General features: G+C 32.8%; 22 protein-coding genes. 18 read left to right on the forward strand and 4 right to left on the reverse strand.

Annotated elements, in window-relative coordinates:
* The 10 genes from ETI37_RS02740 to ETI37_RS02785 all read left to right on the forward strand — a co-directional run bounded on the left by ETI37_RS02740 (nucleotide 1) and on the right by ETI37_RS02785 (nucleotide 10,670).
* Complete coding sequence (locus ETI37_RS02740) at nucleotides 1-777, forward strand: SIR2 family NAD-dependent protein deacylase (RefSeq protein WP_022091395.1); 777 nt, start codon at nucleotides 1-3, stop codon at nucleotides 775-777.
* Entirely contained in the window at nucleotides 777-1,730 is a 954-nt protein-coding gene (locus ETI37_RS02745; protein ID WP_006586281.1) for an exonuclease domain-containing protein, read from the forward strand. Before ETI37_RS02740 ends, ETI37_RS02745 begins: the two co-directional genes overlap by 1 nt.
* An 8-nt stretch (nucleotides 1,731-1,738) precedes the next feature.
* Nucleotides 1,739-2,614: a DNA/RNA non-specific endonuclease gene (locus tag ETI37_RS02750; RefSeq protein ID WP_006586282.1), complete on the forward strand. Its 876-nt coding sequence runs from the start codon at nucleotides 1,739-1,741 to the stop codon at nucleotides 2,612-2,614.
* 175 nt (nucleotides 2,615-2,789) lie between these two features.
* The gene (locus ETI37_RS02755; protein WP_006586283.1) at nucleotides 2,790-3,875 is read left to right on the forward strand and encodes an ABC transporter ATP-binding protein; all 1,086 of its coding nucleotides are present in this window, start codon (nucleotides 2,790-2,792) and stop codon (nucleotides 3,873-3,875) included.
* Complete coding sequence (locus tag ETI37_RS02760) at nucleotides 3,875-4,741, forward strand: carbohydrate ABC transporter permease (protein WP_006586284.1); 867 nt, start codon at nucleotides 3,875-3,877, stop codon at nucleotides 4,739-4,741. Before ETI37_RS02755 ends, ETI37_RS02760 begins: the two co-directional genes overlap by 1 nt.
* Nucleotides 4,741-5,565 carry a carbohydrate ABC transporter permease gene (locus ETI37_RS02765; RefSeq protein WP_006586285.1) on the forward strand — a complete coding sequence of 275 codons (825 nt, stop codon included), beginning with the start codon at nucleotides 4,741-4,743 and terminating at the stop codon, nucleotides 5,563-5,565. Before ETI37_RS02760 ends, ETI37_RS02765 begins: the two co-directional genes overlap by 1 nt.
* Complete coding sequence (locus ETI37_RS02770) at nucleotides 5,549-6,832, forward strand: MBL fold metallo-hydrolase (RefSeq protein WP_006586286.1); 1,284 nt, start codon at nucleotides 5,549-5,551, stop codon at nucleotides 6,830-6,832. The genes ETI37_RS02765 and ETI37_RS02770 overlap by 17 nt, the downstream gene beginning before the upstream one ends.
* A 51-nt stretch (nucleotides 6,833-6,883) precedes the next feature.
* The gene (locus ETI37_RS02775; RefSeq protein ID WP_006586287.1) at nucleotides 6,884-8,191 is read left to right on the forward strand and encodes an extracellular solute-binding protein; all 1,308 of its coding nucleotides are present in this window, start codon (nucleotides 6,884-6,886) and stop codon (nucleotides 8,189-8,191) included.
* A gap of 152 nt (nucleotides 8,192-8,343) precedes the next feature.
* Nucleotides 8,344-9,633: an extracellular solute-binding protein gene (locus tag ETI37_RS02780; protein WP_006587606.1), complete on the forward strand. Its 1,290-nt coding sequence runs from the start codon at nucleotides 8,344-8,346 to the stop codon at nucleotides 9,631-9,633.
* Nucleotides 9,634-9,746: 113 nt separating this feature from the next.
* Entirely contained in the window at nucleotides 9,747-10,670 is a 924-nt protein-coding gene (locus ETI37_RS02785) for a magnesium transporter CorA family protein (protein ID WP_006586290.1), read from the forward strand.
* A gap of 50 nt (nucleotides 10,671-10,720) precedes the next feature.
* Here ETI37_RS02785 and ETI37_RS02790 read toward each other — a convergent pair whose 3' ends face one another.
* Nucleotides 10,721-11,620: an N-acetylglucosamine kinase gene (locus tag ETI37_RS02790; RefSeq protein ID WP_006586291.1), complete on the reverse strand. Its 900-nt coding sequence runs from the start codon at nucleotides 11,618-11,620 to the stop codon at nucleotides 10,721-10,723.
* Between the two features lie 154 nt (nucleotides 11,621-11,774).
* Between ETI37_RS02790 and ETI37_RS02795 the strand changes: the two genes are divergently transcribed.
* The 4 genes from ETI37_RS02795 to ETI37_RS02810 all read left to right on the forward strand — a co-directional run bounded on the left by ETI37_RS02795 (nucleotide 11,775) and on the right by ETI37_RS02810 (nucleotide 17,586).
* On the forward strand, nucleotides 11,775-12,695 hold the full coding sequence (locus tag ETI37_RS02795; protein ID WP_006586292.1) for a serine hydrolase: 921 nt from the start codon (nucleotides 11,775-11,777) through the stop codon (nucleotides 12,693-12,695).
* A gap of 111 nt (nucleotides 12,696-12,806) precedes the next feature.
* Nucleotides 12,807-13,355, forward strand: a complete 549-nt coding sequence (locus ETI37_RS02800) for a TetR/AcrR family transcriptional regulator (RefSeq protein WP_034535737.1) — start codon at nucleotides 12,807-12,809, stop codon at nucleotides 13,353-13,355.
* Between the two features lie 13 nt (nucleotides 13,356-13,368).
* Nucleotides 13,369-16,494: an MMPL family transporter gene (locus tag ETI37_RS02805; protein WP_006586294.1), complete on the forward strand. Its 3,126-nt coding sequence runs from the start codon at nucleotides 13,369-13,371 to the stop codon at nucleotides 16,492-16,494.
* Nucleotides 16,495-16,605: 111 nt separating this feature from the next.
* Complete coding sequence (locus ETI37_RS02810) at nucleotides 16,606-17,586, forward strand: zinc ribbon domain-containing protein (RefSeq protein ID WP_006586295.1); 981 nt, start codon at nucleotides 16,606-16,608, stop codon at nucleotides 17,584-17,586.
* A gap of 41 nt (nucleotides 17,587-17,627) precedes the next feature.
* Here the strand turns inward: ETI37_RS02810 and ETI37_RS02815 are convergent, their stop codons facing one another.
* Entirely contained in the window at nucleotides 17,628-19,010 is a 1,383-nt protein-coding gene (locus tag ETI37_RS02815) for an NAD-dependent succinate-semialdehyde dehydrogenase (protein ID WP_006586296.1), read from the reverse strand.
* A 127-nt stretch (nucleotides 19,011-19,137) separates the two neighbouring features.
* Between ETI37_RS02815 and ETI37_RS02820 the strand changes: the two genes are divergently transcribed.
* Nucleotides 19,138-19,635: a nucleoside 2-deoxyribosyltransferase gene (locus ETI37_RS02820; protein ID WP_006586297.1), complete on the forward strand. Its 498-nt coding sequence runs from the start codon at nucleotides 19,138-19,140 to the stop codon at nucleotides 19,633-19,635.
* A 40-nt stretch (nucleotides 19,636-19,675) separates the two neighbouring features.
* Here the strand turns inward: ETI37_RS02820 and ETI37_RS02825 are convergent, their stop codons facing one another.
* Nucleotides 19,676-20,527, reverse strand: a complete 852-nt coding sequence (locus ETI37_RS02825) for a helix-turn-helix transcriptional regulator (protein ID WP_006586298.1) — start codon at nucleotides 20,525-20,527, stop codon at nucleotides 19,676-19,678.
* A 1-nt stretch (nucleotide 20,528) separates the two neighbouring features.
* Nucleotides 20,529-21,323, reverse strand: a complete 795-nt coding sequence (locus tag ETI37_RS02830; RefSeq protein ID WP_006586299.1) for an alpha/beta hydrolase — start codon at nucleotides 21,321-21,323, stop codon at nucleotides 20,529-20,531.
* Between the two features lie 199 nt (nucleotides 21,324-21,522).
* Between ETI37_RS02830 and ETI37_RS02835 the strand changes: the two genes are divergently transcribed.
* The 3 genes from ETI37_RS02835 to serS all read left to right on the forward strand — a co-directional run bounded on the left by ETI37_RS02835 (nucleotide 21,523) and on the right by serS (nucleotide 24,203).
* Entirely contained in the window at nucleotides 21,523-22,128 is a 606-nt protein-coding gene (locus ETI37_RS02835) for a TVP38/TMEM64 family protein (protein ID WP_143458387.1), read from the forward strand.
* On the forward strand, nucleotides 22,125-22,655 hold the full coding sequence (locus ETI37_RS02840; protein WP_006586301.1) for a GNAT family N-acetyltransferase: 531 nt from the start codon (nucleotides 22,125-22,127) through the stop codon (nucleotides 22,653-22,655). Before ETI37_RS02835 ends, ETI37_RS02840 begins: the two co-directional genes overlap by 4 nt.
* Nucleotides 22,656-22,895: 240 nt before the next feature.
* Nucleotides 22,896-24,203 carry a serine--tRNA ligase gene (serS, locus tag ETI37_RS02845; RefSeq protein WP_006586302.1) on the forward strand — a complete coding sequence of 436 codons (1,308 nt, stop codon included), beginning with the start codon at nucleotides 22,896-22,898 and terminating at the stop codon, nucleotides 24,201-24,203.
* The last annotated feature ends 575 nt before the right edge of the window (nucleotides 24,204-24,778 follow it).

The raw sequence follows: 24,778 nt of genomic DNA on the forward strand, positions 1-24,778 counted from the left end.
ATGTCTGATTTTGAGAAAGCTAGAAAAATTATAAATGAAGCAGATGCAATTTTAATTACGGCTGGAAACGGGTTTGCTAGTTTGGATGGATTCGATATGTTAGATGAAGCTAGTTTTAAAATCCAGTATCCAGATTTAGTAGAGAAATATAATTTTAAAACTATTGGAGATGCATTAGATAGAAGATTAAGCAATTGGGATGAGCAATGGAGTATTTGGCGTAGATTTATTGATAATTATTCGATTAATTATCAAGCGAGTTCAATGATGCAAAATTTGAAAACTTTGCTTAAGGGAAAAGAATACTTTATTGCAACAAGTTATTATATCCATGCTTTTGAAAATGCTGGATTTGACTCTAAAAAGATTTTTAATATTTTTGGAGATTGGACAACTATGGCTTGTTCAAGTGGGATTAATCATGGCTTAAAAAGTGATTTGCAAATTTATGGCGTGCCAAAATGTGAGATTTGTAATAGTGAAATGGAAATCCATATGCCTTTAACTGCCCATTTTTATCCAGATACAGATGCTAATACAAGATTACGGATTTTTATTACTAATAATGAGAGTAAAAAAGTGGCAGTATTAGGCTTAGGTGTAGATGAGTTAAGCCCACAATTGTTAGAACCGATTACTCATTTAGTAAGTCAATTTGAAAGTTGGCATTATATATCGGCAGATTTATGCATCACCGATTTACCTCAAGATGTAGCCAAGAGAAGCATTGCAGCTGAAAGTAATAGTGAAAGTTTATTAGAAGGTTTAATAAGTTAATGACAGTAAAAGTAGTATCCGGTCAATTGGAGTTCACAAATCAAAATTTAGCTAATAAACTACGAAAAAAAGGGCATGAGCTTGTAACATTTTTAGACGATTATACAATGCTAGATATTGAAACAACGGGGTTATCACTATATCGTGATAGAATAACAGAACTTGCTGGTATTAAAGTAAGAAATGGAAAGGTAGTTGCAGAATATAGTCAACTAGTAAAATATCCTAAAGATAATAAGGTACCACGCTTTATTACTAAGCTAAATGGAATAGATGAAGCATTAATTTTAGCTAATGGGATGCCTGTAAAAGAAGCTATCACTGAATTTAGAAATTTTATTGGTGGAGATGTAATAGTTGGATATAATGTCAACTTTGATTTGAACTTTATTTATGATCTTTGGGAAAAATTTCAGTTAAAAAAATTGAGTAATAACTATATTGATGTTTTACATTTCTCACGAGTCTTTTTTAAAAAAGAGAGTCATAATCGCTTATTAGACTGCATTCGGCGACTAGGAATTAGTGAATCAGAAGCACATCGAGGATTAAAAGATTCATTGGATACTAAAGCAGTATTTGATATTTACCGAAAGCAATTTACCCCTGAGATGTTAAATGAAGTCAAAGATAGTTTAAAAAGTTGTGTTTTAACCGAAGAAATTCCATTTGAATACTTGATTAAACGCAATCCATTAAAAAATAAAACTGTCGTTTTTGCAGGTACTGTTAATAAAGAAGAATTAGAGCTAATTGTAAGTAATATGGGCGGTCAAGTAAGAGACCATGTTGATTCCACAATAGATTATTTAGTCATGGGGGATAAGGACTTCTTTTCAAAAAGTAATTCTGAATTGCAAAAAGCAAGAAGGTTAATATCAGAAGGAATTAAGATTTCTCGACTTAGCGAAAGTTTTTTCCTTGATATGTTAGATAGTTGGGCAAGAAGTTAGGAGTAATAATGACGAAAAGAAGAAAGAAAAGAGCATCAAATAGAAAATTTAATCCGATTACTTCAATTCTTTTTGTATTAGCATTTGCTTTTTGGGGAATTTACCAAAGTTCAGGTGGAAATTTATCTACTGCCGTTAATTCAATAACTTCCTTTAATAACTCTAGTAGTTCAAGTAATTCAGCAAAAAATACTTTTACAGCGACAAGTGCTGATACCGAATATGGTGGATTATCAACTAGTGATTATCAAAAGTTAGCTAATTTAGATTTTCAATCAGGTCAAAAAGGATATGTTGTAGTTAATAATAATCATTCAACATTAATAAAAAACGCTTGGAAGGTTAACAAAGTTATTTATTCTAATTTAGATAATCTAAATAGAACTTCTCATTCAAATACTGGCTTTTTAGAACAAAGAAATGTTGCTAATGATAGTTTGCGAGTAAGGCAATTCGTAAATCCAACTGCGTGGCACTCTAATCGTTCAAGTGGGGAACAAATATATAACCGAGGCCATCTGATTGCCTATTCAGTTTCAGCAGGAATTGATCAAAATGGTAATTATGAACCTAATAACCAGTCAGGTGATCAAAATAATCCTAAAAATTTATTTACGCAAACAGCTTATTCTAATCAAAAAGTTCAGACTATTTTTGAAGGAAAAGTTAGACAAGCTCTTAGACAAGGGAAAAAAGTGATTTATCAAGCAACGCCTATCTTTAGAAATAACGAATTAATGGCGCGTGGCATTAATTTACAGGCAGTTTCGACTGATGGAATGTTAGATTTTAATGTCTATATTTTCAATGTTCAACCTGGATTTCAATTTAATTATCAAAATGGGCGGGCAAGTAAAGACAATAGTTTGCAAGTAGCTAATTAAGTTTATAGTTATATAAATAAAGTTCGGATTTTTAGATTGTGTATATATAAAAATACTAATGTTAATAAAATGATAGGTAAAAACCGAATTTTATCATTATTTTATATTGTAATTTACCGAAAAATCCCGTACACTCAAATAAGAGAATTTTCAAAGTAAGTAGTGGAGTTATTAGATGAACGAAGAAAAATTTGTTGAAGTAAAAGACCTTCGTAAGGTTTATGATAACGGCCATGAAGCAATTAAAAATGTTTCATTTAGCGTTAAAAAGGGTGATCTTGTATGTTTATTAGGTCCATCTGGGTGTGGTAAAACCACAATTTTAAATATGCTTGCCGGATTGCTTAATCCAACTAGTGGTGAAATTTTGTTTGATGGAAAAAATGTGGTTAATGTGGAACCTAAAGATCGTGAGATTGGCTATGTGTTCCAGAATTACGCATTGTATCCACATATGACTGTATTACAAAATGTTATGTTTCCACTTACCGTTGGAAAAACTAAACGACCAAAGGAAGAAGCGGAAAAAATAGCCAAGAAGTATATGGCTTTGACTCAAATTACGGATTTGGCCAATCAAAAACCTGGCAATTTGTCAGGTGGGCAACAACAGCGTGTCGCAATTGCACGTGCTTTGGTTGGTGAACCTAAAATATTACTTATGGATGAACCTTTAAGTAACTTGGATGCTCGGCTTCGTTTGAAGATTAGAGAAGAAATCAGAGCATTAGTCAAAGAAGTGGGGATTACAACTTTATTTGTTACTCACGACCAAGAAGAAGCTTTATCAATTGGTGATAAAATAATCCTTTTCAATAATGGAGTAATTCAACAAGATGATAACGGACAAAACTTCTATTTAGAACCTAAAAATCATTTTGTTGCTAACTTTATTGGAAATCCAGTTATCGATAATTTCGCTGTAACAGTTGAAAACGATGAAATTAAGGCAAGTGATTTTACAATTAAAGTTTCAGATTGGGATAAACAGAGATTAAGAAAACAATTAGTTGATGGAAATTATATTTTATCTGTACGTCCAGAAAATATTACTCCTGCTGACAATGGTGAGCTAGCTGTCCAAATTGTTGATGTTGAATTAATTGGTAGAGAAAGAATTCTAAAATTTAATTATGATGGTCAACAAGCTAGATCACTTGTTAATTTGGAAGTGCCGATTAAGGCAGGAGATAAGGTAAGATTAAAGCTACGGCTAGATCGAATCTTTATCTTTACTCCGGAAGGGGAAAGAATTTACTAATGAAAACTAATCAAAAAAAGGCTTGGTTATTTTTAGCTCCAACTTTAATTTTTGTTACTGTTTTTAGCGTATGGCCTATTTTACGGGCTTTTACAATGAGTTTCCAAAGCGGACCATTAATTAATTTGGAATGGACTGGCTTTTCTAATTATCAATATATTTTTTCAGATCCTGAATTTTGGCGCGCAATTAAAAATACTTTAATCTATGCTATTTTTGCTGTGCCGGTTAGTTTAGCAATTTCGATTATGTTGGCTTGGTTTATTTTTAGTAAAGTAAAGCATTCTTCATTTCTTGAAACTACTTTTTTCATGCCATACGTAACAAGTACGATTGCAATAGGTATCGTTTTTAGATATATCTTTAATGGCGAATATGGGTTGCTGAATTACTTATTAAAAGCGGTGCATCTTCCTGCTCCAAATTGGATTGATGATCCAAGTATGAGTTTAATCACAATAATTATTTTCGGAATTTGGACTTCTTTAGCTTTTGACATTGTAATTTTAATGGGAGCTTTAAGAAATATTGACCCTAATTATTATATTTTGGCAGATATGTATGGTGCCAGTGAACGAGAAAAGTTTTGGCGAATTACAATGCCACAACTAGTTCCAACTTTAGCATTTTTGTTAACTATGAATATTATTGGGGCATTTAAAATTTATACTTCTGTTTATGCTTTGTTTAATGGGCAAGCAGGAATTGGAAATTCTGCCACTACAGCAGTATTTTATATTTATAATAAATTCCAAATGGTTGGAACTCCTGGAGTTGCAATGGCCGCAACTGTCGTATTATTCTTAATTATTTTACTAACAACATTTTTACAACGTAAAATGATGAAAAAGATTGGACGATACTAATGAAAAAAATTCGAATTGGTAATTTAATTGCCTACGTAGTTCTAGCAATTTTTGCATTAATTACAGTGTTCCCATTTGTGTATATGATTTTAGGTGGATTGATGTCTTATAGTGAAACTACAACTATTCCTCCGACTTTAATTCCACATAAATTTAATTGGGGCAATTATGCAAAAGTTTTTGCTCAAGCACCATTTGCAAGGTATTTTTTAAATACCTTTATAACAGCGTCAGTTACAACAATTGTGAGTTTATTTAATGCCCTACTTGCTGCTTTTGCTTTAACAAGTTTGAAGTTTAAAGGTAAAGGGTTAGTGCAAAGCTTATTACTTTCTCTATTAATGGTTCCAGGAGAAGCAATAATTTTTACTAATTATAATACTATTGCAAAAATGGGATTATTGAATACTTATCTTGGATTGGTTTTGCCATTTTTAACATCTATTTTCTATATGTATTATTTACAAAGTTACTTTGGGTCAATTTCAGATACTATTTATAAGGCTGCCATGATTAATGGAGCGAGTGATTGGGAATATATATGGAAAGTACTGGTACCTATGAGTAAAGGTGGTCTATTTACAGTTGGTCTACTTAGCTTTATTAGTGGATGGAATGCCTTTTTATGGCCATTACTTGTGACTAATGAAGATAGTATGCGATTGCTTAACAATGGACTTTCTTCGTTTGCTTCAGATTCTGGTAGTGAAACTGAACTTCAATTAGCAGCAGCAACGTTGACAGTTCTTCCAATTTTGATTGTCTACTTTATCTTTAGAAAGCAAATTATTCGAGGAGTAGTTAGAAATGACCTTAAAGGATAAAACAACTGTAACTTTTTATAATGGTCTAACAACGATTGGTGGGCCAATGATTGAAGTTGCTTATAACAAAAGCCATGTTTTGTTTGATTTAGGAGAAGTATATCGGCCTGAATTAAATTTGCCAGATGAAAGCTATCAAACTTTGATTAAGTATCAGCTCATTGGCGATGTTCCTGATTTTTATGATCCGGCTATAACTGGTAAGCAGCTAAATCACGAAAAATGGGAGCATGCAGCAGCTTATATTTCTCATTTGCATTTAGATCATAGTAAGGCACTTAATTTATTGGCGCCAGAAGTTCCTTTATATGCGGGACCAATTACTGCAGCACTTTTGCCAGTATTAAATAAAAATGGTGATTTTTTGTTGCCAGCAGCTAATCATGAAAAAAATTATACGCGTTCAATTATTCCTGCAAAATATAAAACTCCCATAAAAGTAGGAGATATTACTTTGGAAGTATGGCCAAGTGATCACGATGCATATGGAGCGACTGGTTTAGTTGTTAAAACCCCAGATAAGCTAATTGCTTTTACAGGAGATATTCGGTTGCATGGGTATCATCCTGAATGGGTCAAAGAATACCTTTCAGCTGTAAAAAACGCCGATTTGTTTATTGTTGAAGGTACAGGAATTTCCTGGCCAGAACATATAGGACAAGAATTTTCTGGCCCTAAAAATGAAGATGAATTAACAGAAAGAATAGTACAATTAGAACAAGAAAATCCTCAAAGACAAATAACTTTTAATACTTACCCTACTAATGTAGAGCGACTTCTACGGATTATTGAAGAATCTCCAAGAAAAGTTGTTCTACATGCTAAAAGGGCAGATTTGCTTAAAGAGTCATTGAATAAAGATTACTATTATTACTACTTGCCAGGGGAAGAAAAATATAAATCACTTGATCCTAACTTGAAAATTTCATATCAAGACTTATTAAAAGATAATCACAAATACCTTTGGCAAGCAGTTGCTAATTATGGCGATCTGATGAAAAATGGCCTGTACATTCACTCAAATGCTGAACCGTTGGGTGATTTTGATCCAGCATACAAACCTTTTGTTGAAGCTTTGGAAAGGCAAAATATTGAGTTCACTGCCTTACGTTGTTCAGGCCATGCTGATGATAAAGAACTCAGAGAAATTATTGGATTAGTTCAACCTCGCATTCTATGCCCGGTGCACACATTGCATCCGGAGTTGGCAGAGAATCCTTATGGGGAACGGATTTTACCTAAACGTGGACAAACAATCACGCTTTAGTTAAAAATCAAAAATATTGTTGTATTTAGTTTTATTGGAGGAAATATCCTTATGAAGTTTGCTAAAAGATTAGCTGTTGCTGGTATGACTGCTTTAGCTTTAGTTGGCACTACTGCTTGCTCTAGTAGTAAAACAAGTTCAACTAAGTCTAATGCCACTAGTTCCGTTAAGATTCCTAAAGTTACTAAGAAGACAACTGTTGTTTTCTGGCATGCTATGACAGGAGTTCAACAATCAACCTTACAAAAACTGACTGCTGAATTTGAAAAGAAAAATCCTAACATTACTATTAAGTTGGAAAATCAAGGTGCGTACACTGATTTACAAGCAAAGATTAATTCAACTTTGCAATCACCAAATAATTTACCAACTATTACTCAGGCCTATCCAGGTTGGTTGTGGAATGCGGCTAATAATAAAATGTTAGTTGACCTTACGCCTTATATTAATGATAAAACAGTTGGTTGGGGAAGTGCTAAGTCATCTAATATTAAGACAGAACTTCTTGAAGGTGCGCAAATTAAAGGAACCCAATATGGGATTCCATTTAATAAATCTGTAGAAACTTTGACTTATAATGCAGATATTCTCAAGAAATACAATGTCAAAGTACCTACTACAATGGCTGAACTTAAAGCAGCTGCTAAGAAAATCTATGAAAAGAGTGGTCATAAAGTTGTTGGTGCAGGTTTTGACTCACTTTCAAATTACTACACACTTGGCATGAAGGATGAAGGTGTGGATTTCTCAAATAAGATTAACTTCTCAGGAACCACTTCTAAGAAAGTTATCAACTACTATGCAGATGGAGTAAAGGCAGGTTACTTCAGAACAGCAGGAAGTGAACACTACTTATCAGGACCATTTGCAAATGAAAAAGTTGCAATGTACATTGGTACGAGTGCTGGTGAAGGATTTGTGAAGAAGGGTGTTGGAACCAAATTTACTTATGGTGTAGCTGCACGTCCATCTAAGTACAACATGCAACAAGGTACAGATATTTACATGTTTAGTAAAGCAAGTGCAATGCAAAAAGCAGCAGCATTTAAATACATGAAATTCTTGGTATCTAAGTCAAGTCAATTAACGTGGGCAAATGCAACAGGTTATGTACCAGTTAATACTGCTGCAGTAAACTCAAGTGAATACAAAGATAATAAGTCAATGAAGACGCCAGCAATTATTGCTAAGTCAATGAAGAACTTGTACTCAGTTCCAGTAGAAAAGAATTCAAATGCTGCATACAGCCAATTAAATTCAATAATGCAAAACATTCTTTCTGCAGCAGCTAAGAAGCAAAGTGTAAATTCACAAATAACAGCTGGTAAAGCAAAATTTGATGCTGCATGGAAGCAATAAACTAAATTTACATAAGAAAGAAGTAGGGTTTCCTACTTCTTTTTCTTTAACATACTATATATTGAAATTCAAGGTTGAATATATCAATATATAGAGTAAGATGATATATGGACTTTTCGAAAAAATTCAAAATCAATTTTGGAGGATTAGATATGAATATTTGGAAAAAAGCATTTTTATCATCATTAGTTGGAGTATCTTTATTAACTACAGCATGTTCTACACAGAAAAAGACCTCAGCAAAACAAGAGAGTAATATTCCTAAAGTAACTAAAAAGACAACTGTAGTTTTTTGGCATGGAATGAGTGGAGTACAAGGTGCGACATTAAAGAAATTAACAGATGAATTTGAAAAAAAGAATCCTAATATTAAGATTAAGCTTGAATATCAAGGAACATATATTAATTTACAAGCTAAGTTAAATTCTACAATGCAATCACCCAATAACTTACCAACTATTACACAAAGTTATCCAGGTTGGCTTTATAATGCTGCCAAAAATAAAATGTTGGTTGATTTAAAGCCATATATTGCTTCTAAAAATGTTGGTTGGAATGGAAAAGACAGTGATATCAATACCAGTTTATTAAATGGGGCTAAGATTAATGGTGTGCAATATGGAATTCCGTTCAATAAATCTGTTGAAGCATTAACTTATAATGAAGATATGTTGAAAAAATATAATGTAAAAGTTCCTAAGACAATGGCTGAGCTTAAATCAGTCGCCAAAAAAATATACGAAAAGAGTCACCATAAAGTTGTGGGTGCTGGTTTCGATGTTATGAGCAACTATTACCTTTTGGGTTTAAAAGATCAAGGAATCAATTTTAGTAATAAAGTTAAATTCGATAGTAAGGCATCTAAGAATGTAATTAATTACTACGCTGAAGGAGTTAAAGAAGGCTACTTTAGAACAGCAGGAAGTGAACACTACTTATCGGGACCATTTGCAAATGAAAAAGTTGCTATGTATATCGGAACTAGTGCAGGAGAAGGTTTTGTAAAAAAGGCAATCAACGGGAAATTTAAATACGGCGTAGCTGCACGTCCATCTAAGTACAACATGCAACAAGGTACAGATATTTATATGTTTAGTAAAGCAAGTGCAATGCAAAAAGCAGCAGCATTTAAATACATGAAATTCTTGGTATCTAAGTCAAGTCAATTAACGTGGGCAAATGCAACAGGTTATGTACCAGTTAATAAGCAAGTTTTAATGGATAAGAAATATATTAATAATCCTAATATGAAAACTCCAGCAATTCTTAAAGCTGCTATGCAACACTTATATTCAGTTCCAGTAGAAAAGAATTCAAATGCTGCATATATCCAAGCTGGTAGCAACTTAGAGAATATATTAATTGCAGCGGGTAAAAAACAAAATTATAGTGGCTTAATTAAGCAAGGTCAAACCAAACTAGAAAATGCATGGAAGCAATAAACTAAAAAAAGAAGTAGGAAATCCCACTTCTTTTTTTATGGATTAAAAACATTAGTTTTTCATCTAAGAAGAAACATGTTAACATAATAAGGTACTTCTAGTGAGGTGATGGCATGATAAAAGAACAAACTTTCCCAGTTAAAACAATTTATAACTGGTATGATATTAGTAATCTTAGTGAAGAGGACAGTCGGATTTTACAGAAAGATTTTAATTTTACTTCTGACATAATTTCATATATATCTGACCGGCATGAACGTCCTCACTATGACTATGATCAGTATACTCAAAGTCACTTATTGGTTTATGACGTGCCTATATGGCCAACACCTAGCATCAAACACTTTACAGCTAATCCGGTTACCTTCTTAGTTCAGGGAAATAATATTTTTACTTTTCATACCGAACTAACTAATTATGTATTTGAAGAATTTGATGATGAAAGAATGCGTGAGCGTTTATCTGAGGCAGAAGATGTAACAGAACTCTTGATGATTTTTTTATTATACTCATCTCAATACTTTCAAAGAGCTGTAACTCAATTGAATATTGAACGTAATGGTCTTGATAGTAAATTGTCAGATAATATTAATAATAAGGATTTAGTTGAGCTTTCTAACATCGAAAAGGGTTTAGTGTATCTTTCAAGTAGTATTCAAACTGACTTGCTTATGTTGCATAGTTTAAATAAATCACATTTAAATAGTAAATTTACTAAGCGATCACTTGAACGATTAGATGATGTTTTAATTGAATCAAATCAATCTGCGCAAATGGTTCGAATTTCTAGCCAAGTTACGAAAACTTTATCAACTACTAGTAATAATATGATGAATAATAATTTGAACGATACTATGAAGTTTTTGACTGTTTGGTCAATTCTTTTAACTATTCCAACCATAATGACAGGTTTTTATGGCATGAACGTTAGCTTACCTGTTTTTGGACATAGCTTAGACTGGATTATGATTTCTATAATTACAGTAGGTATTATGGCATGGTTAGCTTATTACATGAAGCGACATCATTTCTTTTAAAATAAAAAGTCTAGCATATATTGAAGTGCTAGACTTTTTATTTTTATATTTTACTTTGCAGTATAGTAATCATCGTTTTTATCAAATAAGATACCACTTGCATTGCTACCTGAAGAAACAACAAATTTGGCATTAGGATATTTGACATGAACTTTATCTTCTACACGTGTGCGAAGCATCTTATTATTAGTTAATACTGATCCGGTTAGTGCAATTGCCATTGGTTTAGGATCTGTGAAGCGGTCAAGTCCCATAATAATATCCTGTGCCAATAGATCAGCTTGGCTAAAAATCACATCTTGTGCGTCTTTAGATCCTTTATCAGCTAATTCAGCAATAAGTCTTGCTAGACTGGCAATTTCAGGTCTTTCGAGTCGGTAAACTTTTTGATTACAGTCATTCATTTCAGAAACACCAAAATGTTTAGTGAACAAGTCAATTAAATCATTCTTTTCACGCTTGTCCCAAGAATGAAGGGCTGATTTTAAGCCAGCAATGCTGATGGCATATCCACTACCTTCGTCACCTAGCAAGTGTCCATATCCGCCAACAGTTAATATTTTTCCATTTTGCAAGCCGTTAACGACAGAACCGGTTCCGGCAATGACTATAATACCATCTTCACCTTTAAGACCTTTGTATAAAGCTAGAAGCGAGTCAGTTACAGCTTTAGCTTTGGTATTAAAAGCAGAAGCTAAAGCTTCAGAGACTTCTTTATATTGGCCAGTTACTGAAATTCCAGCGATTCCAGCGAGTATTCTTTCGCAATCTGAACCTAGTTTTGCTTGGATTTGGCGAATAGCTTCTTTGATATTTGCCATACCACCATCAAAGTCTGCGTTAATATTTCCTTGTCCGGTTTCTACTGTTAATAATTCTTGACCTGTTAAGTCATATGCAATAGCAGTTGTATGAGTACCACCTGCGTCAATTCCAATTTGATAATGCACTGTTTAAATATCCTTCCTGTTTTTGTATCAGAATAATTATATAATTAAATCGCTTTCTTTGCTTATGAAAATAATAACTTTCTAAAAAATTTTAATGCATATTGATAAGTTGAATGTATTTTGGCTAAAATTATCCTAGGTAGAGGGAGAAATTATGAAAAATAGGATTATTTTAGGGGCAATTGTAGCATCTGTATGTTCATTTGCATTATATTTAAACAATATGAAAAGGTATGAATCTGCTACTTTAACTATTTCTAGAAATCAAAACAATACTCAAACTGTTACAGAAAAAAATAAACAAGGCAAAAAGCAAGAAACAAGTCCTGTTCTTGAAAAAATAACTAAGAAAGGGAATTCTAAATTAGCATCGCAAATTCAGAAAGCTATGAAGAATTCTAATAGTTATGATGTAAAAGTACTTGATTTAAAAAATTCTAATAATTCAGCAGAAGTTTATAATAAGAAAGACAAAGTAAATGTTAGTGATAGTTTGAAGGCTTTTTTATTAGTTGGACTATATAAAGAAATAGAGCAACAAAAAATTAAGGCGGCAGCTACGCTTACTCCAACTGCAAGTGAAATTGTTAAGGGAGATAGTACTTTTGCAGCTAATACCGTCTACAGCTTAACGTATGTGCGACAAAATTTAATGAGTAAAAATAGTAATACAGCTGCTAATTTATTGCTTAATAAATTAGGAAAAGAACAAGTTAATAACATCATTAAAGAAATGGGAACCCGTGAAACTGTAATTTCCAATAAATTTGGTGAAAGTGTTGTAGGTACTACGAGTGCTGAAGATTTGGCGATATTAATGAAATCTCTGTATAATGGAAAATTTTTAGGAAATTATAGCAATACAGTATTAACCGGTCTTTCAACTTATTCTGTAAAAAGTCCATTGGTAAATAAAATAAGTAATGCCAATATAATCCAAATAGGAGATAATACTTCAGCAGTTGCTTTAGTAACTACTGATAAGCACAGTTATGTTATTGCTGTTACTTCACAAAATAATAATTCATTTGCAGAATTAGGCTTAAAAATTAGTACTTGGTTTAATCAAAATTAAGATTTGGCTGATGCCAAATCTTTTTTTGTAACATTAATCTACAAAGTGTAGAAAGAAATCTACAATGTATCGTGGTATATTATTTTTTGTCGAGAATTGGAGGTGAAAATATTGGTTAAAAAAAGAACGTTAGATTTATCTAAGGTTATAGCTGCCACTAGTGAGTTGATAGATGAACAAGGCTTAGCAGCTGTAACATTTCCTAATCTTGCTAAAAGGTTAGGGATTCGTTCACAGTCTTTATATCACTATATTGATAATCGTACACAATTGTTATCACTTGTCGGTGCTAATCGAATTAAGGCTTTGAATGAAAATTTAAAAGAAAACTTAGTCGGAATGGCAGGGCAAGAAGCAATTCTAAAATTTTGTGATTTGATTCGTGACTATTTACTAAAAGATAATGCGTTAGCTGCAATTTTATATCATTTAAATGAATATGAACGAGATGCAGAAATCAATATTGAGCTTTTAAAAGTTATTGAACTGGGAACAAAACTAAAATCTGATAAAGATGAACCGATATCAGTTCATGCTTTAGTTGGTGCTGTTTTAGGATATGTCTTTTTTGACAGATCAGCCATCTTCAGTGGAGAAAGTTCGAATGAAAGAAATTCTAATTATCATCAAATGATTTTACGTTTAATAAAGCCAGTTTAGAAGGGGGAAAATAATGCAAAAGTTTATAAAAAATCATGTATTTTCATTGATTGCCTGGTTGCTGATTTTGGTTATATCTATTGTTGCATTACCCAATGTTAATCAGCTAACACGTGATCATGCAGAGATAAAATTGCCTGCAGATACACAAACTACTATTGCTCAAACATTTAATAATGAATGGAGCAATAAAACTAAGAATACATATGAGATTGCTTTGGTTTTCAATAAAAAAGATGGAAAGCTAACTAAAAGTAATCAAGCAGCAATTGATCAGACAATTTCTGATTTGAAAGAAAATAAAGAAAAGTATGGAATAAAAAATATCTTATCGCCCAATGATAATACTGCCACTAAAAAGCGTTTGAAATCTAAGGATAAAACTACTTGGCTTGTGCAGTTAAATGTTTCCAAATCACATGGAACTATTTCAGATATAAATAAAGAGTTGCAAAAAGCTGTTAAGACTAAAGGCGTTACAACATATGTAACTGGTGCGGATATTTTAAATGATGACTTTTCAGCATCAATTCAAGAGGGAATTAAGAAAACAGAATTAATATCAATAATTTTCATTTTTATTGTTTTAGTTTTAGTTTTCAGATCTCCAATTGTCCCATTGATTTCTTTATTTACAGTGGGGGTATCTTTCTTAACAGCCTTTTCAATTGTAACGAATCTTGTAAAAAGTGCTAACTTCCCATTCTCTAACTTTACACAAGTTTTCATGGTAATTGTGTTGTTTGGAATAGGAACTGATTACAATATTCTTTTATATGATAAGTTTAAAGAAAATCTTGGTAATGGCTTAACAGTTGGAGAAGCCACTAAAGATGCATTGCATAAAGCAGGAAGAACTATCTTATTTTCAGGCTCTTCTATATTAATCGGTTTTTCAGCATTAGCTTTAGCTAAGTTCTCTATTTACCAATCAGCAACTGGCGTTGCAGTGGGCGTTGCAGTGCTATTACTTGTCTTGTTGACCTTAAATCCATTCTTTATGATGAGTTTAGGTGCTAAGATGTTTTGGCCTGTTAAAAAATTCGAAGGGGAAAGTGAAAGCAAAGTTTGGACTTTCCTTGCTTCTAATTCAGTAAAAAGACCAATTTTGCATATCATTGTAACTTTTTTAATTGTTACGCCATTTATGGCATTATATAGTGGTCACCTTAATTATGATGATACAGATGAAATTAGTAATGATACACCTTCAAAAGCTGGTTTGCTAGTAGTTCAAAAGCACTTTTCTAAAGGGATGGCAATGCCATCATACTTATATATAAAGTCTAATCACACTTTAGATAATGAAGCAGATTTGAAATTAATTGATGAAGCTACCCGACAACTTCAGGCAAGCAAAGGGGTAAGCTTAGTTACTTCTGTAACGCAACCTTATGGTGAAAAAGTTAGTCAACTTTATGTAAATAAGCAACTTAATACTGTTACTCAAGGTGTAGGAACAGCGCAAAGTGGCTTAACTAAATTAAGTAATGGTTCAAGTCAAATGACTAATGGTTTGGGGCAATTAGTATCTGGTTCACAAACTTTAACCAATGGTTTGAATACAATGACTAGCCAACTTAATAGCCAAATGTCTACAGCTAACCAGAGTCAATTGGCTCAATTACAAACTGCTTTACCTCAAATTAATCAAGGGATTCAAGAACTAAATTCAGCCTTACGTAATTCGGGGGCTTCAATTGATACAACTAGTTTAACTAACAATTTAACGGATGCAGGCAATAATGCTAAGTTAATTGGAAATAATCTAACTGCTGCAGGTGAAATTCTTAAACAACTTCAAGCGTCAACGAGCACTTCTTCTGCTGATACTAGTCAAATTTTGGCTCAATATCGTGCTGTAGAAGATAAAGCAGGCTTGAATGATCAACAAAAGCAGGCTATGGAACAAGCTTTGATGACTATTTTGTCAGGAGTTAATAATAAAGTTCAAGCTCAAACTAGTGCAGCAACTACATCAATAGAAAAAGTAGCTGCTAACTTGCAAGCAGCAGGCTTAGCTGATCAAAGTTTAGGAAATAATTTATCCAATGTTGCCGCAACTCTTCAAGGATTATCAGGTTTGAGTAGCCAAATTAGCACGCTTCAAACAGAAGTTAATAAATTAGCAACAGCATCTAATCTTGCTTTACCAGGTGCTAACCAAGCTATTACTAAGTTATCGTCTGGGTTGAATCAAGTTCAAAGTGCTGTATCAACAGCATCTAATGGTAGTTCACAAATTACTAGTGGGGCGCAACAACTTTATAACAATTCACCAGCTCTTACTGACGGAATTAATAAGGTAAATTCTGGTTTGGGTGAAGGAGCTACATACTTATCTGGTCTTGCAGATTCTGCAGCTAGTGATGAATTTTATATTCCAAAGAAGTATTTAAAGAGTTCATTATTCCAAAAATCAATTAATAACTACATGAGTAATGATAAGAAAATGACTAAAATTATTGTAGTTCTTGATTCAAATCCAAGTTCTGACAAGGCTGCGGTTAAGTCACATAAACTTAGTGCGATGGTTAAGAAATCACTTGCTGGAACTGATTTAAAGGATGCGGAAGTAGTAATGGGAGGACAAAGTTCAAGAATCCAAGATACTCGCCAAACAGCTTCTAAAGACTTTACTCGGACAGCAATAATAATGTTAGTTGGAATTGGTTTAGCTTTAATTGTAGTAACCAGATCTGTACTTCAACCATTATTCATTTTAGGAACTTTATTGATGGCTTACTTCAGTTCATTAACTATTAATGAATGGTTTATCAAGGCGGTTATGGGTAAGGATATGCTTACTTGGAATACCCCATTCTTTAGTTTTATTATGATTATTGCTTTAGGTGTTGATTATTCTATTTTCTTAATGATGAGATATCGTGAATTAGATGAAGCAACTGCAAGTGAAAGAATGGTTCATGCTAGTGCAATTATCGGTACTGTCGTAATTAGTGCAGCTATAATTTTAGGTGGTACCTTTGCAGCGCTTATTCCATCAGGTATTCCAACTTTAATTGAAGTTGCGATAACTGTAATTGTTGGTTTAGCAATTTTAGTAATCTTAATGCCGATTTTATTATCTGCAGCTGTAAAGTTAACTTATGAAGGTTTTAAGAAATCCAAGCATTAAGTTTAAAAAGTAGTAAAAGACTGTATAAATGCAGTCTTTTTTTCTATGCAAAATAAGTTTTAAATTTATAATGGATGTTATAGTAAATAAAAATTTTAGAGGTTTTGATTAATGAAAAGATGTCCAAGTTGCGGCCACTTATTAAAAATTGATGAAGCAAAATGTACATATTGTGGCCACATATTTTCAAAAGAAACTGAACAAAATAAGTCAGAGTATACAGAAAATACGCAGGGGATGAGTAGGAGTCAACTTCAAAAAGAAAACTCGTCAAGTTTAATACAGCCAGTAAGTAAGTTGCCATTAAAAGAAATTTTTCAAAAAATGCTTTTGTGGATTCATAAAAATTCAACTATTGTTTTCATTACTGGACTAATTTTAATGGTGTTTACAAGTATTGTACCCGAATTAGGGTGGACATGCTTGTTGTTACTTTTAGGGTGGTTATTTTGGGTATGTAAGAAAGATATTCCTGTCAAACAATATACTGTTGATAAAAAGCTAACCGCTGATCTTAATAAAACTGGAGAACGGGTCGGTGAAAGAGCTGATCGACAAAAAGAGCGAATAATTAGCGAACACCCTGAAGTAAGAGAAAAAATAAAAAAAGTACAACAAATCAAGTTGCCAAAAAATGCCAGTGTATATCGCTGGGGAGCAATCTTTACTTCCTTACTTAGTTTATTTATTTTCTTTTCAAAATCTGAGAATACTAACTCATTATCCAGGGTGGTTCTTGATTTTGCTAATAATCAATTCTCATCATCACAAACAATTTTTGCTATGCTAGTTTATATTGGATGGGCTTACATAGTTATTAATCCTTTCCTTATTGTCTATCGGTTATTGAAAAAAGAAACTAGTTATAGAATCAAAGCTTTTGTTTGGGCACTAATTGAAACTATTTTGTTATTTGGTTTAGTAAATTATTCTTCTAGAACCACAGCTGTTTCAACTTTTGGTAGTTTAACAAAACAATTAATTTCTTCATTAACAGCTATTGCAGTTAATTATTATATGTTGATTTTTACTAGTGTTTTGACTACAGCGTTAACGTTAATGAATATAATAAAAGATAAAAAGAATATTTAAAAAATGCCTTCCTAACTTAGGAGGGCATTTTTGGATAAATTTTATTTATTACTCTTAGTACAATCAATTATCAAATGTTCATTAATGAAAGCATTAAGTCCAAGTTCACTCAATTCTCGACCGTAACCAGAATTCTTAATACCACCAAATGGGAGTTCTGGAGCAGTAATCCAGCGACCATTGATAACTGTCATCCCAGTTTCAATTTGACTAGCAATTTCTTGCGCTTTAGCGACATTAGAACTGATAATAGATGAACCAAGACCAAAGCTAGAATCGTTAGCTAATTCAATAGCTTCGCTTATGTCTTTTACTTTGTATATGCAAGCGACTGGTCCAAATAATTCTTGATTAAAAATTGGATTTTCTTTGTTAATATTGGTTAGAATTATTGGTCTAAAGAAGGCCCCTTTTTCATTGATATTTGGATATTGATAAGAAATATTAGCACCTGCTTCACAAGCCTGCTTGACTTGCTGAGTCAACTTCTTTTTTGCACTTTCTGAATTTAGAGGTGCTAATGTGGTGGATTTATTCATTGGATCACCAGGCTTTAAATTGGCAAAAATATTTTTTAACTCATTAAGAACTTGGTCATACTTATCTTCTAAAACAATAATTCTTTTAGAAGAGGTGCAAACTTGACCACAGTTATAAGTTCTTGCATCCTGTAAAACATTTTTGAGTATTGTATCATCAGCGTCATTTAAAACAATGAAAGGGTCATTCCCTCCTAATTCCATAGTTGATTTTTTAAGACTCTTACCGGCTTGCATAGCAACACTAGCGCCACCTCGTTCAGAACCAGTTAAGGCAACACCTTTAATCCGATTATCACTGATTACATCTGCTAATTGTTGATATGATAAGTATAAATTTATCATGCTTCCTTCAGGAGCTCCTGCGCGTTTAATAATTTTTTCTGCCAAAGCTGCACATCCTGGAACATTGTGAGCATGCTTTAAAAGCATGGGATTACCAACAATAAAGTTAGGAGCAAATACGCGGATGATTTGGTAAAGAGGAAAATTCCATGGCTCGCAAGCCATAATAACGCCCGTAGCTTGTTTAAGGTAATATGCATTACCTAAAGAGGTGTTTAGAGGAACTTTATTTAACATATCAACCCCATGTTGAGCAAAGTAGTGACATATATTGATACATAAATCAACTTCTTCTAGTGATTCGACATAAAGTTTCCCCATCTCTTTTGTTATAATTGTCGCCATTTGAACTCGATTATCTTTAAAATTGTCGGCAATTTTATCTAAGATTTGACTTCTTTTTTGTGGACTTTCATGTCGCCATTTTTTGTATAAGCAATTGGCTAAATTTATGCTTTCTTCGATATGTTGAGCGGTTGGATTGGAATATTCTGCGAAATTTTCATTTGTATATGGATTAATGGATTGATAATTTGACATGTAAATACCTCTTTTTAACAGACTATAGTCCTCATTATAAAACGTTTTCAAGAGAGAGTTAATTTTTTTACTTAAAAAATTTTTTTGCTAGAATATTGATAAGAAAAAAATAAAAAGGGAGAAAAATATGACTGAAGTTTCAACTGGTAATGTGTACTTAGGGACACCATTTTATAATGATGCACAAAAAAATAGAGTGAAATTAGCGCAAGAATACTTAGCAGAAAATCCAACTGTTGTTAGAGTTCATTTCCCATTTGATTATGAATTTGTTGATCCAGAAGAACCAAATCCTAAGGCGGGTATTCCGAGCTTAAAATGGCAATTAGCAACTTATCAAAACGATATTACTGGATTAGTAAATGCTAATGTAGGTGTCTTTTTATATGATATGGATAATATTGATGATGGAAGTGCTTTTGAAATTGGATATATGCGAGCAATGCATAAACCAGTTATTTTAGTACCATTTACTGAAAAAAATAATGAAGTAAAAAAAATGAACCTGATGCTTGCTCAGGGTGTAACAACTTTAATTGATGGAAACACAGAATTTGAAAAGTTAAAAACATATGATTTTAACTCCTGTATGAGTAATCCAGTTACGGGTTATCGCATTTTTTAAAGAAAAAAATAGTCTGGCAAAACCAGACTATTTTTCTTTTTTATAAACTTTCTAATGCACTTTGGGCACGCTCAATTACTTGTTGATTGTCGTTAAGGCGTCCAAAGGCAATTGCATCATAAAAATTATCTTTTGCCTTTTGAATATCACCGTTTTGGGCAACAATGTTTTCTCCTAAGCGGAGACAAGTTCTAGCTAAGAAAAATACGAGGTGGCGAGTTGCACATAAATTATATGCAGCATTCAATAATTTATTAGAGTGCTTATAATCGCCTTGCTCACCATAAAATTCCCCAGCAGTACACAAGATAGAAAGTACTTGAATTGCTTCTTCATTACTATTAACTTTAAATTTTAAAATTTCATTTTTAATTTGGTCATAGTAATGTTTAGCCTTATCGAATTCTTTTTGACTAAAGTATACTTCACTGCAACCATTTAAAGCTAATAAGCGATAGATACTATTAGCTTTTAAATCAGCTGCAGTTAAAATACCATTGAAATAATAAAGAGCGCTCATAGGCTCATTTTTATCATAAAGAGCAACTTGGCCTTTTAAGTATTGATAATGAAACTTATCATCACTCTTTTTTAGAGAGCTTTGCTTAACTTTAGCCATGAGTCTAGCTAATTTTTCATAATCATATGAAACTAATGAAAAATCCGCTTCTATTAATTGCTCCGTAACTCCCGCTTCTTCAGAAGGTCCCATTAAATCTGAAAGAGAAATATTCATTCTTTCACACAATTGATTCAAAATCTTAAATGATGGAACCAAACCATTATTTTCAAACTTACTTAAAGTGGACTGAGTACAAATACCTGAACATAACTCTGTTTGAGATAATTTCAGAGATTTTCTAATTTGTACAAACTTATCTATATTCAACATTCTACTTATTCCTTTTTATGGCTTGATAGAGAAAATCTAATGATTCATCTACGTAGTCATTGGCATAGGCCATAGCATGACCTGAACCAGGTAAAGTAAGAAGCTGTACTTCATGTCCTGAATCGGCTAAAAAGGGGATAAATCTAAAAACACCACTGAGCTCAACTAATTCATGGCTAGAATTGATTAACATTAACTGATTAAGGTTATCATAATCATATGAATCAGCATCTAACTTTTGCAAAACTTCATGATTATTACTTCCAATGTAAGTTACAGTGAAGTATTTATAAAATGAAGCAGCTATTTCATCAGGAGCACTTGTTCCTAATTCTGATCTAGCATCTGGGGATGGTGAAACTGTTTCATGCTCTTTCATCCAATTAGAAAAATCAACAGGTGCAGACCAAGTCACTGTTGGGAAAACGTAAAAACCAGCAAGTTGTAAAGCTAAAGTACCACCGGCACTTGCTCCAATTTGCACTATATTTTTCTGATCATCTGAATCAGTATAACTTGAGTTTAGCAACCAATCGATAAAATTTCTTGCATCTTGGTGAGCGGCAGGGAATATATATCGAGGAGCAAGACGATAATCAGGAATAAAGGTCATAAATCCTGCATTGGCAAATTTAATACCAAAGTTTTTGCATTCATCTTTAGATCCTCGAATAAATCCACCACCGTGCCAAAAAATTAATATTTTTGTTTTTGAGCTAGTATCATTAGGAAAATAGATATCAGTTCTTAAATCATGCTCAGAGTCATAAATGACATTTTGCTTAATGACTACCATCAATCCATTCCTTTCTTTTGCGGTTTCGAGGCATATTATAGTAAAAAATGCATGAAAAAAGCCAATAAAAACAACTATTATCTTAAAAAAATAACAAATACTTTAATTTTGATAAAAAATTAATGCATTTTTCGATTATTCAAGTTTATTGAGTTACATTTGATAAAATATTTTATGTGGGATAGAAAGGCGGAAAGAAATGCGATTATCTGCTGAAAAAAGTCGAAAATTAATCAAAATTTTAACATTAGTATCTTTTATCCTAATTATTGCGTTAGTCATTTATTGGTGGAAACTTGGTATTTTTACGGATACCGAAAAAATGAAAGCATATTTAGCTGATAAAAAAATTATTGGACCGTTGATATTTGTGTTGATTCAAATTGTCCAAGTAGTAATCCCGATAATTCCAGGAGGTGTTTCACTTTTAGCTGGTGTTATATTTTTTGGCCCTGTTTGGGGATTCATATATAATTATGTAGGAATATGTATTGGTTCATTTGTTATTTTTTATTTATCAAGAAGGTACGGAAAACCATTTATTTTACATTTAGTATCTGAAGAAACTTTGGATAAATATATTAAATGGACAAAAAATCAGAAAAAATTCAATTGGTTTTTCGCTTTATGTATTGTAGCACCAGCTGCTCCTGATGATGTTTTATGTATGTTAGCAGGATTGACTCAAATGAAGTTTTGGACATATTTTTGGATTATTGTTTTAGGAAAGCCATGGACAATTGCAGCATATAGTTTTGGATTATTATATGGCGCTAAATGGTTATTTGGTATTTTTAAAAAGTGATTGGTAAGAAAATTTATTTAAGACATTTTGTAAAAGAAGATGGAGAACAACTTTTTTTGTGGAGTAAAAAAACTGTTTATTTTGAAAAAGCACGTTTTACACAATATAAAGATTTATCCGCTGCTAAGCATGGAGCTACTTTATTGGCCCAAAGAAAAAATAGCTTTGCAATATGTAGTCATGATAATGATAAAGTCATAGGAATGATTGAATTATATGAACGAGGAGCAAGTGAAAATTTGCTAAATACTTGTGAAGTAGGTTTTTTATTAGATGAAAAGTATTGGCATCAAGGGTTAATGAAAGAAGCTTTGCAGTTGGTTTGCCAATATGCATTTAATGATTTGGGGATGAAAGAAATATGGGCTGGAGTTTTTCAAGATAATGATGCGTCTATTCATTTATTAGGCAAAATGGGTTTTGAATATATCTATCAAGTAAAGTATCCTGACATATTTTCGCCTGAAAATAAAAATGAAAATTATTATCTTTTACGTCCAGGTAATTGCAAATTTGTGCGTTCATGATAAAATTTAAGTAAACGCGAAATCCTAAGACAGCTTCAGAGAGTCCGCGGTTGGTGTGAGCGGATGGACGTCGTTTCCAGATTTCTTAAAGTGGGCAATTAATAGTTGCACGGTTTGCACCGTTATCGCAAAGTAATGAGTGTGGTCTTAATTAGACTGAACTTGGGTGGTACCGCGAACCGTGATCCGATTCGTCCCAGTAATGGGACGGGTCGGCTTTTTTATTTTTCGGAGGTTTTTATGTTAGATATTAAGGTTATTCGTGAACGCCTTGATTGGGCAAAGGAAAAATTAGCTACTAGGGGTATTAAGCCTGAAGAATTAGATGAAGTAGTAGCTATTGATGAAAAGCGTCGTGCAAAGCTAAGTGAGACGGAAGCTTTAAAAGCTAAGCGTAATGAAGTTTCTAAAGAAATTGCTAACAAAAAGCGCAATAAAGAAAATGCTGATGATGCAATTAAGGCTATGCGTGAAGTTGGTGAACAAATTAAGAAGCTCGATGAAGAAGTGGCTGAACTTTCTGAAAAGCAAAACTATATCTTACTTCGATTGCCAAACTTCCCAGATGATTCTGATCCAATTGGCCCAGATGAAAGTTATAATCAAGAAGTTAGAAAATGGAATGAACCAACTAAGTTTAACTTTGATCCCAAAGCTCACTGGGATTTGGGCGATGATTTACATATTTTAGACTTTGATACTGCTGCTAAGGTATCAGGTGCCCGTTTTGTGTACTACAAAGGCGCAGGTGCTTTGCTTGAAAGAGCAGTTTATAATTTCTTCTTAGATGAAAATACTAAAGAAGGTTATACAGAAGTTATTCCACCTTACCTTGTAAATGATGATTCAATGCAAGGAACTGGACAATTCCCTAAATTTACTGAAGATGTATATACAATTGTAGACAACGATGATCCAGATAAACCACTTAACTTAACTTTAATTCCAACAGCAGAAGTTCCATTAGTTAACTACTTTAGAGGCGAAATTGTAGATGGCAAAAAGCTTCCTATTAATGTCACTGCATTAACCCCAGCTTTCAGAAGCGAAGCTGGTAGCGCTGGTAGAGATACACGTGGCTTAATTAGAATGCACCAATTTAATAAAGTAGAAATGGTTAAAGTATGTAAGCCAGAAGAGTCATGGAATGAACTTGATAAGTTGACCCACAATGCTGAGCATTTGCTTCAAAAGTTAGGTTTACCATATCATGTTGTTGCTTTATCAACTGGGGATGCAAGCTTTACTAGTGCAAAGACTTACGATCTTGAAGTTTGGATGCCAGCACAAAACAAGTATCGTGAAATTTCAAGTTGTTCAAATTGTACCGATTTCCAAGCTCGACGTGCTCAAATTAGATACCGTGATGAAGATGGTAAAGTTAAACTTGTGCACACTTTGAATGGTTCAGGATTGGCTGTTGGTAGAACTGTTGCAGCAATTCTTGAAAATTATCAAAATGAAGATGGCAGTGTTACCGTGCCAGAAGCATTGGTTCCATATATGCATGGCATGACAAAGATTACTAGAGAAGATACATTAGGTTAAATGTTCTAAAGAGAGGCAGAAATGCCTCTTTTTTTTGAAAAAATTTTTTCAAAAAAAAACGACTAAAATTGTTAAAATAGGAACATTAATCAATGAAAAAGCGTAAAAGTTTACAAACTTGAAGAAAATCAAAAAAAAAAGTAACAACGTTTCCTGGTGTTCAGAAAATTTAGGTATTAAATCGAACAAAAAAGAAAGTTTGACGAAAGGCATTAAACCCTGTATAGTAGTATCTGTTCTCGCGAGAGGTTATACGAAACCACTCAAGAGAACAAAATAAATTTAAAAAAGTTCTTGACCAGAAGGTTGAGAGATGGTAATATATTTAATTGTCGTGAGTCAGAGATGACCAGCGAGGATAAATAAATTACAAAATATCAGAAAAAAGTTCTTGACAAAGAAAATTGCTTCTGATATAATAACAAAGGCCACTTGAGTGGCCAAAGTTAGTACCTTGAAAACTGAACAAAGTTTCGCTAAAGTGTGCGGGTGTAACAACCCAAACAAAAGCGAAGTCAATTCGTTAAGCAATAAATTTGAGATAACAAATCAAAAAATCTGATTGAGCTAAGAGC

The sequence above is a fragment of the Lactobacillus mulieris genome (genome assembly GCF_007095465.1).
Taxonomy (GTDB): Bacteria; Bacillota; Bacilli; order Lactobacillales; family Lactobacillaceae; genus Lactobacillus; species Lactobacillus mulieris.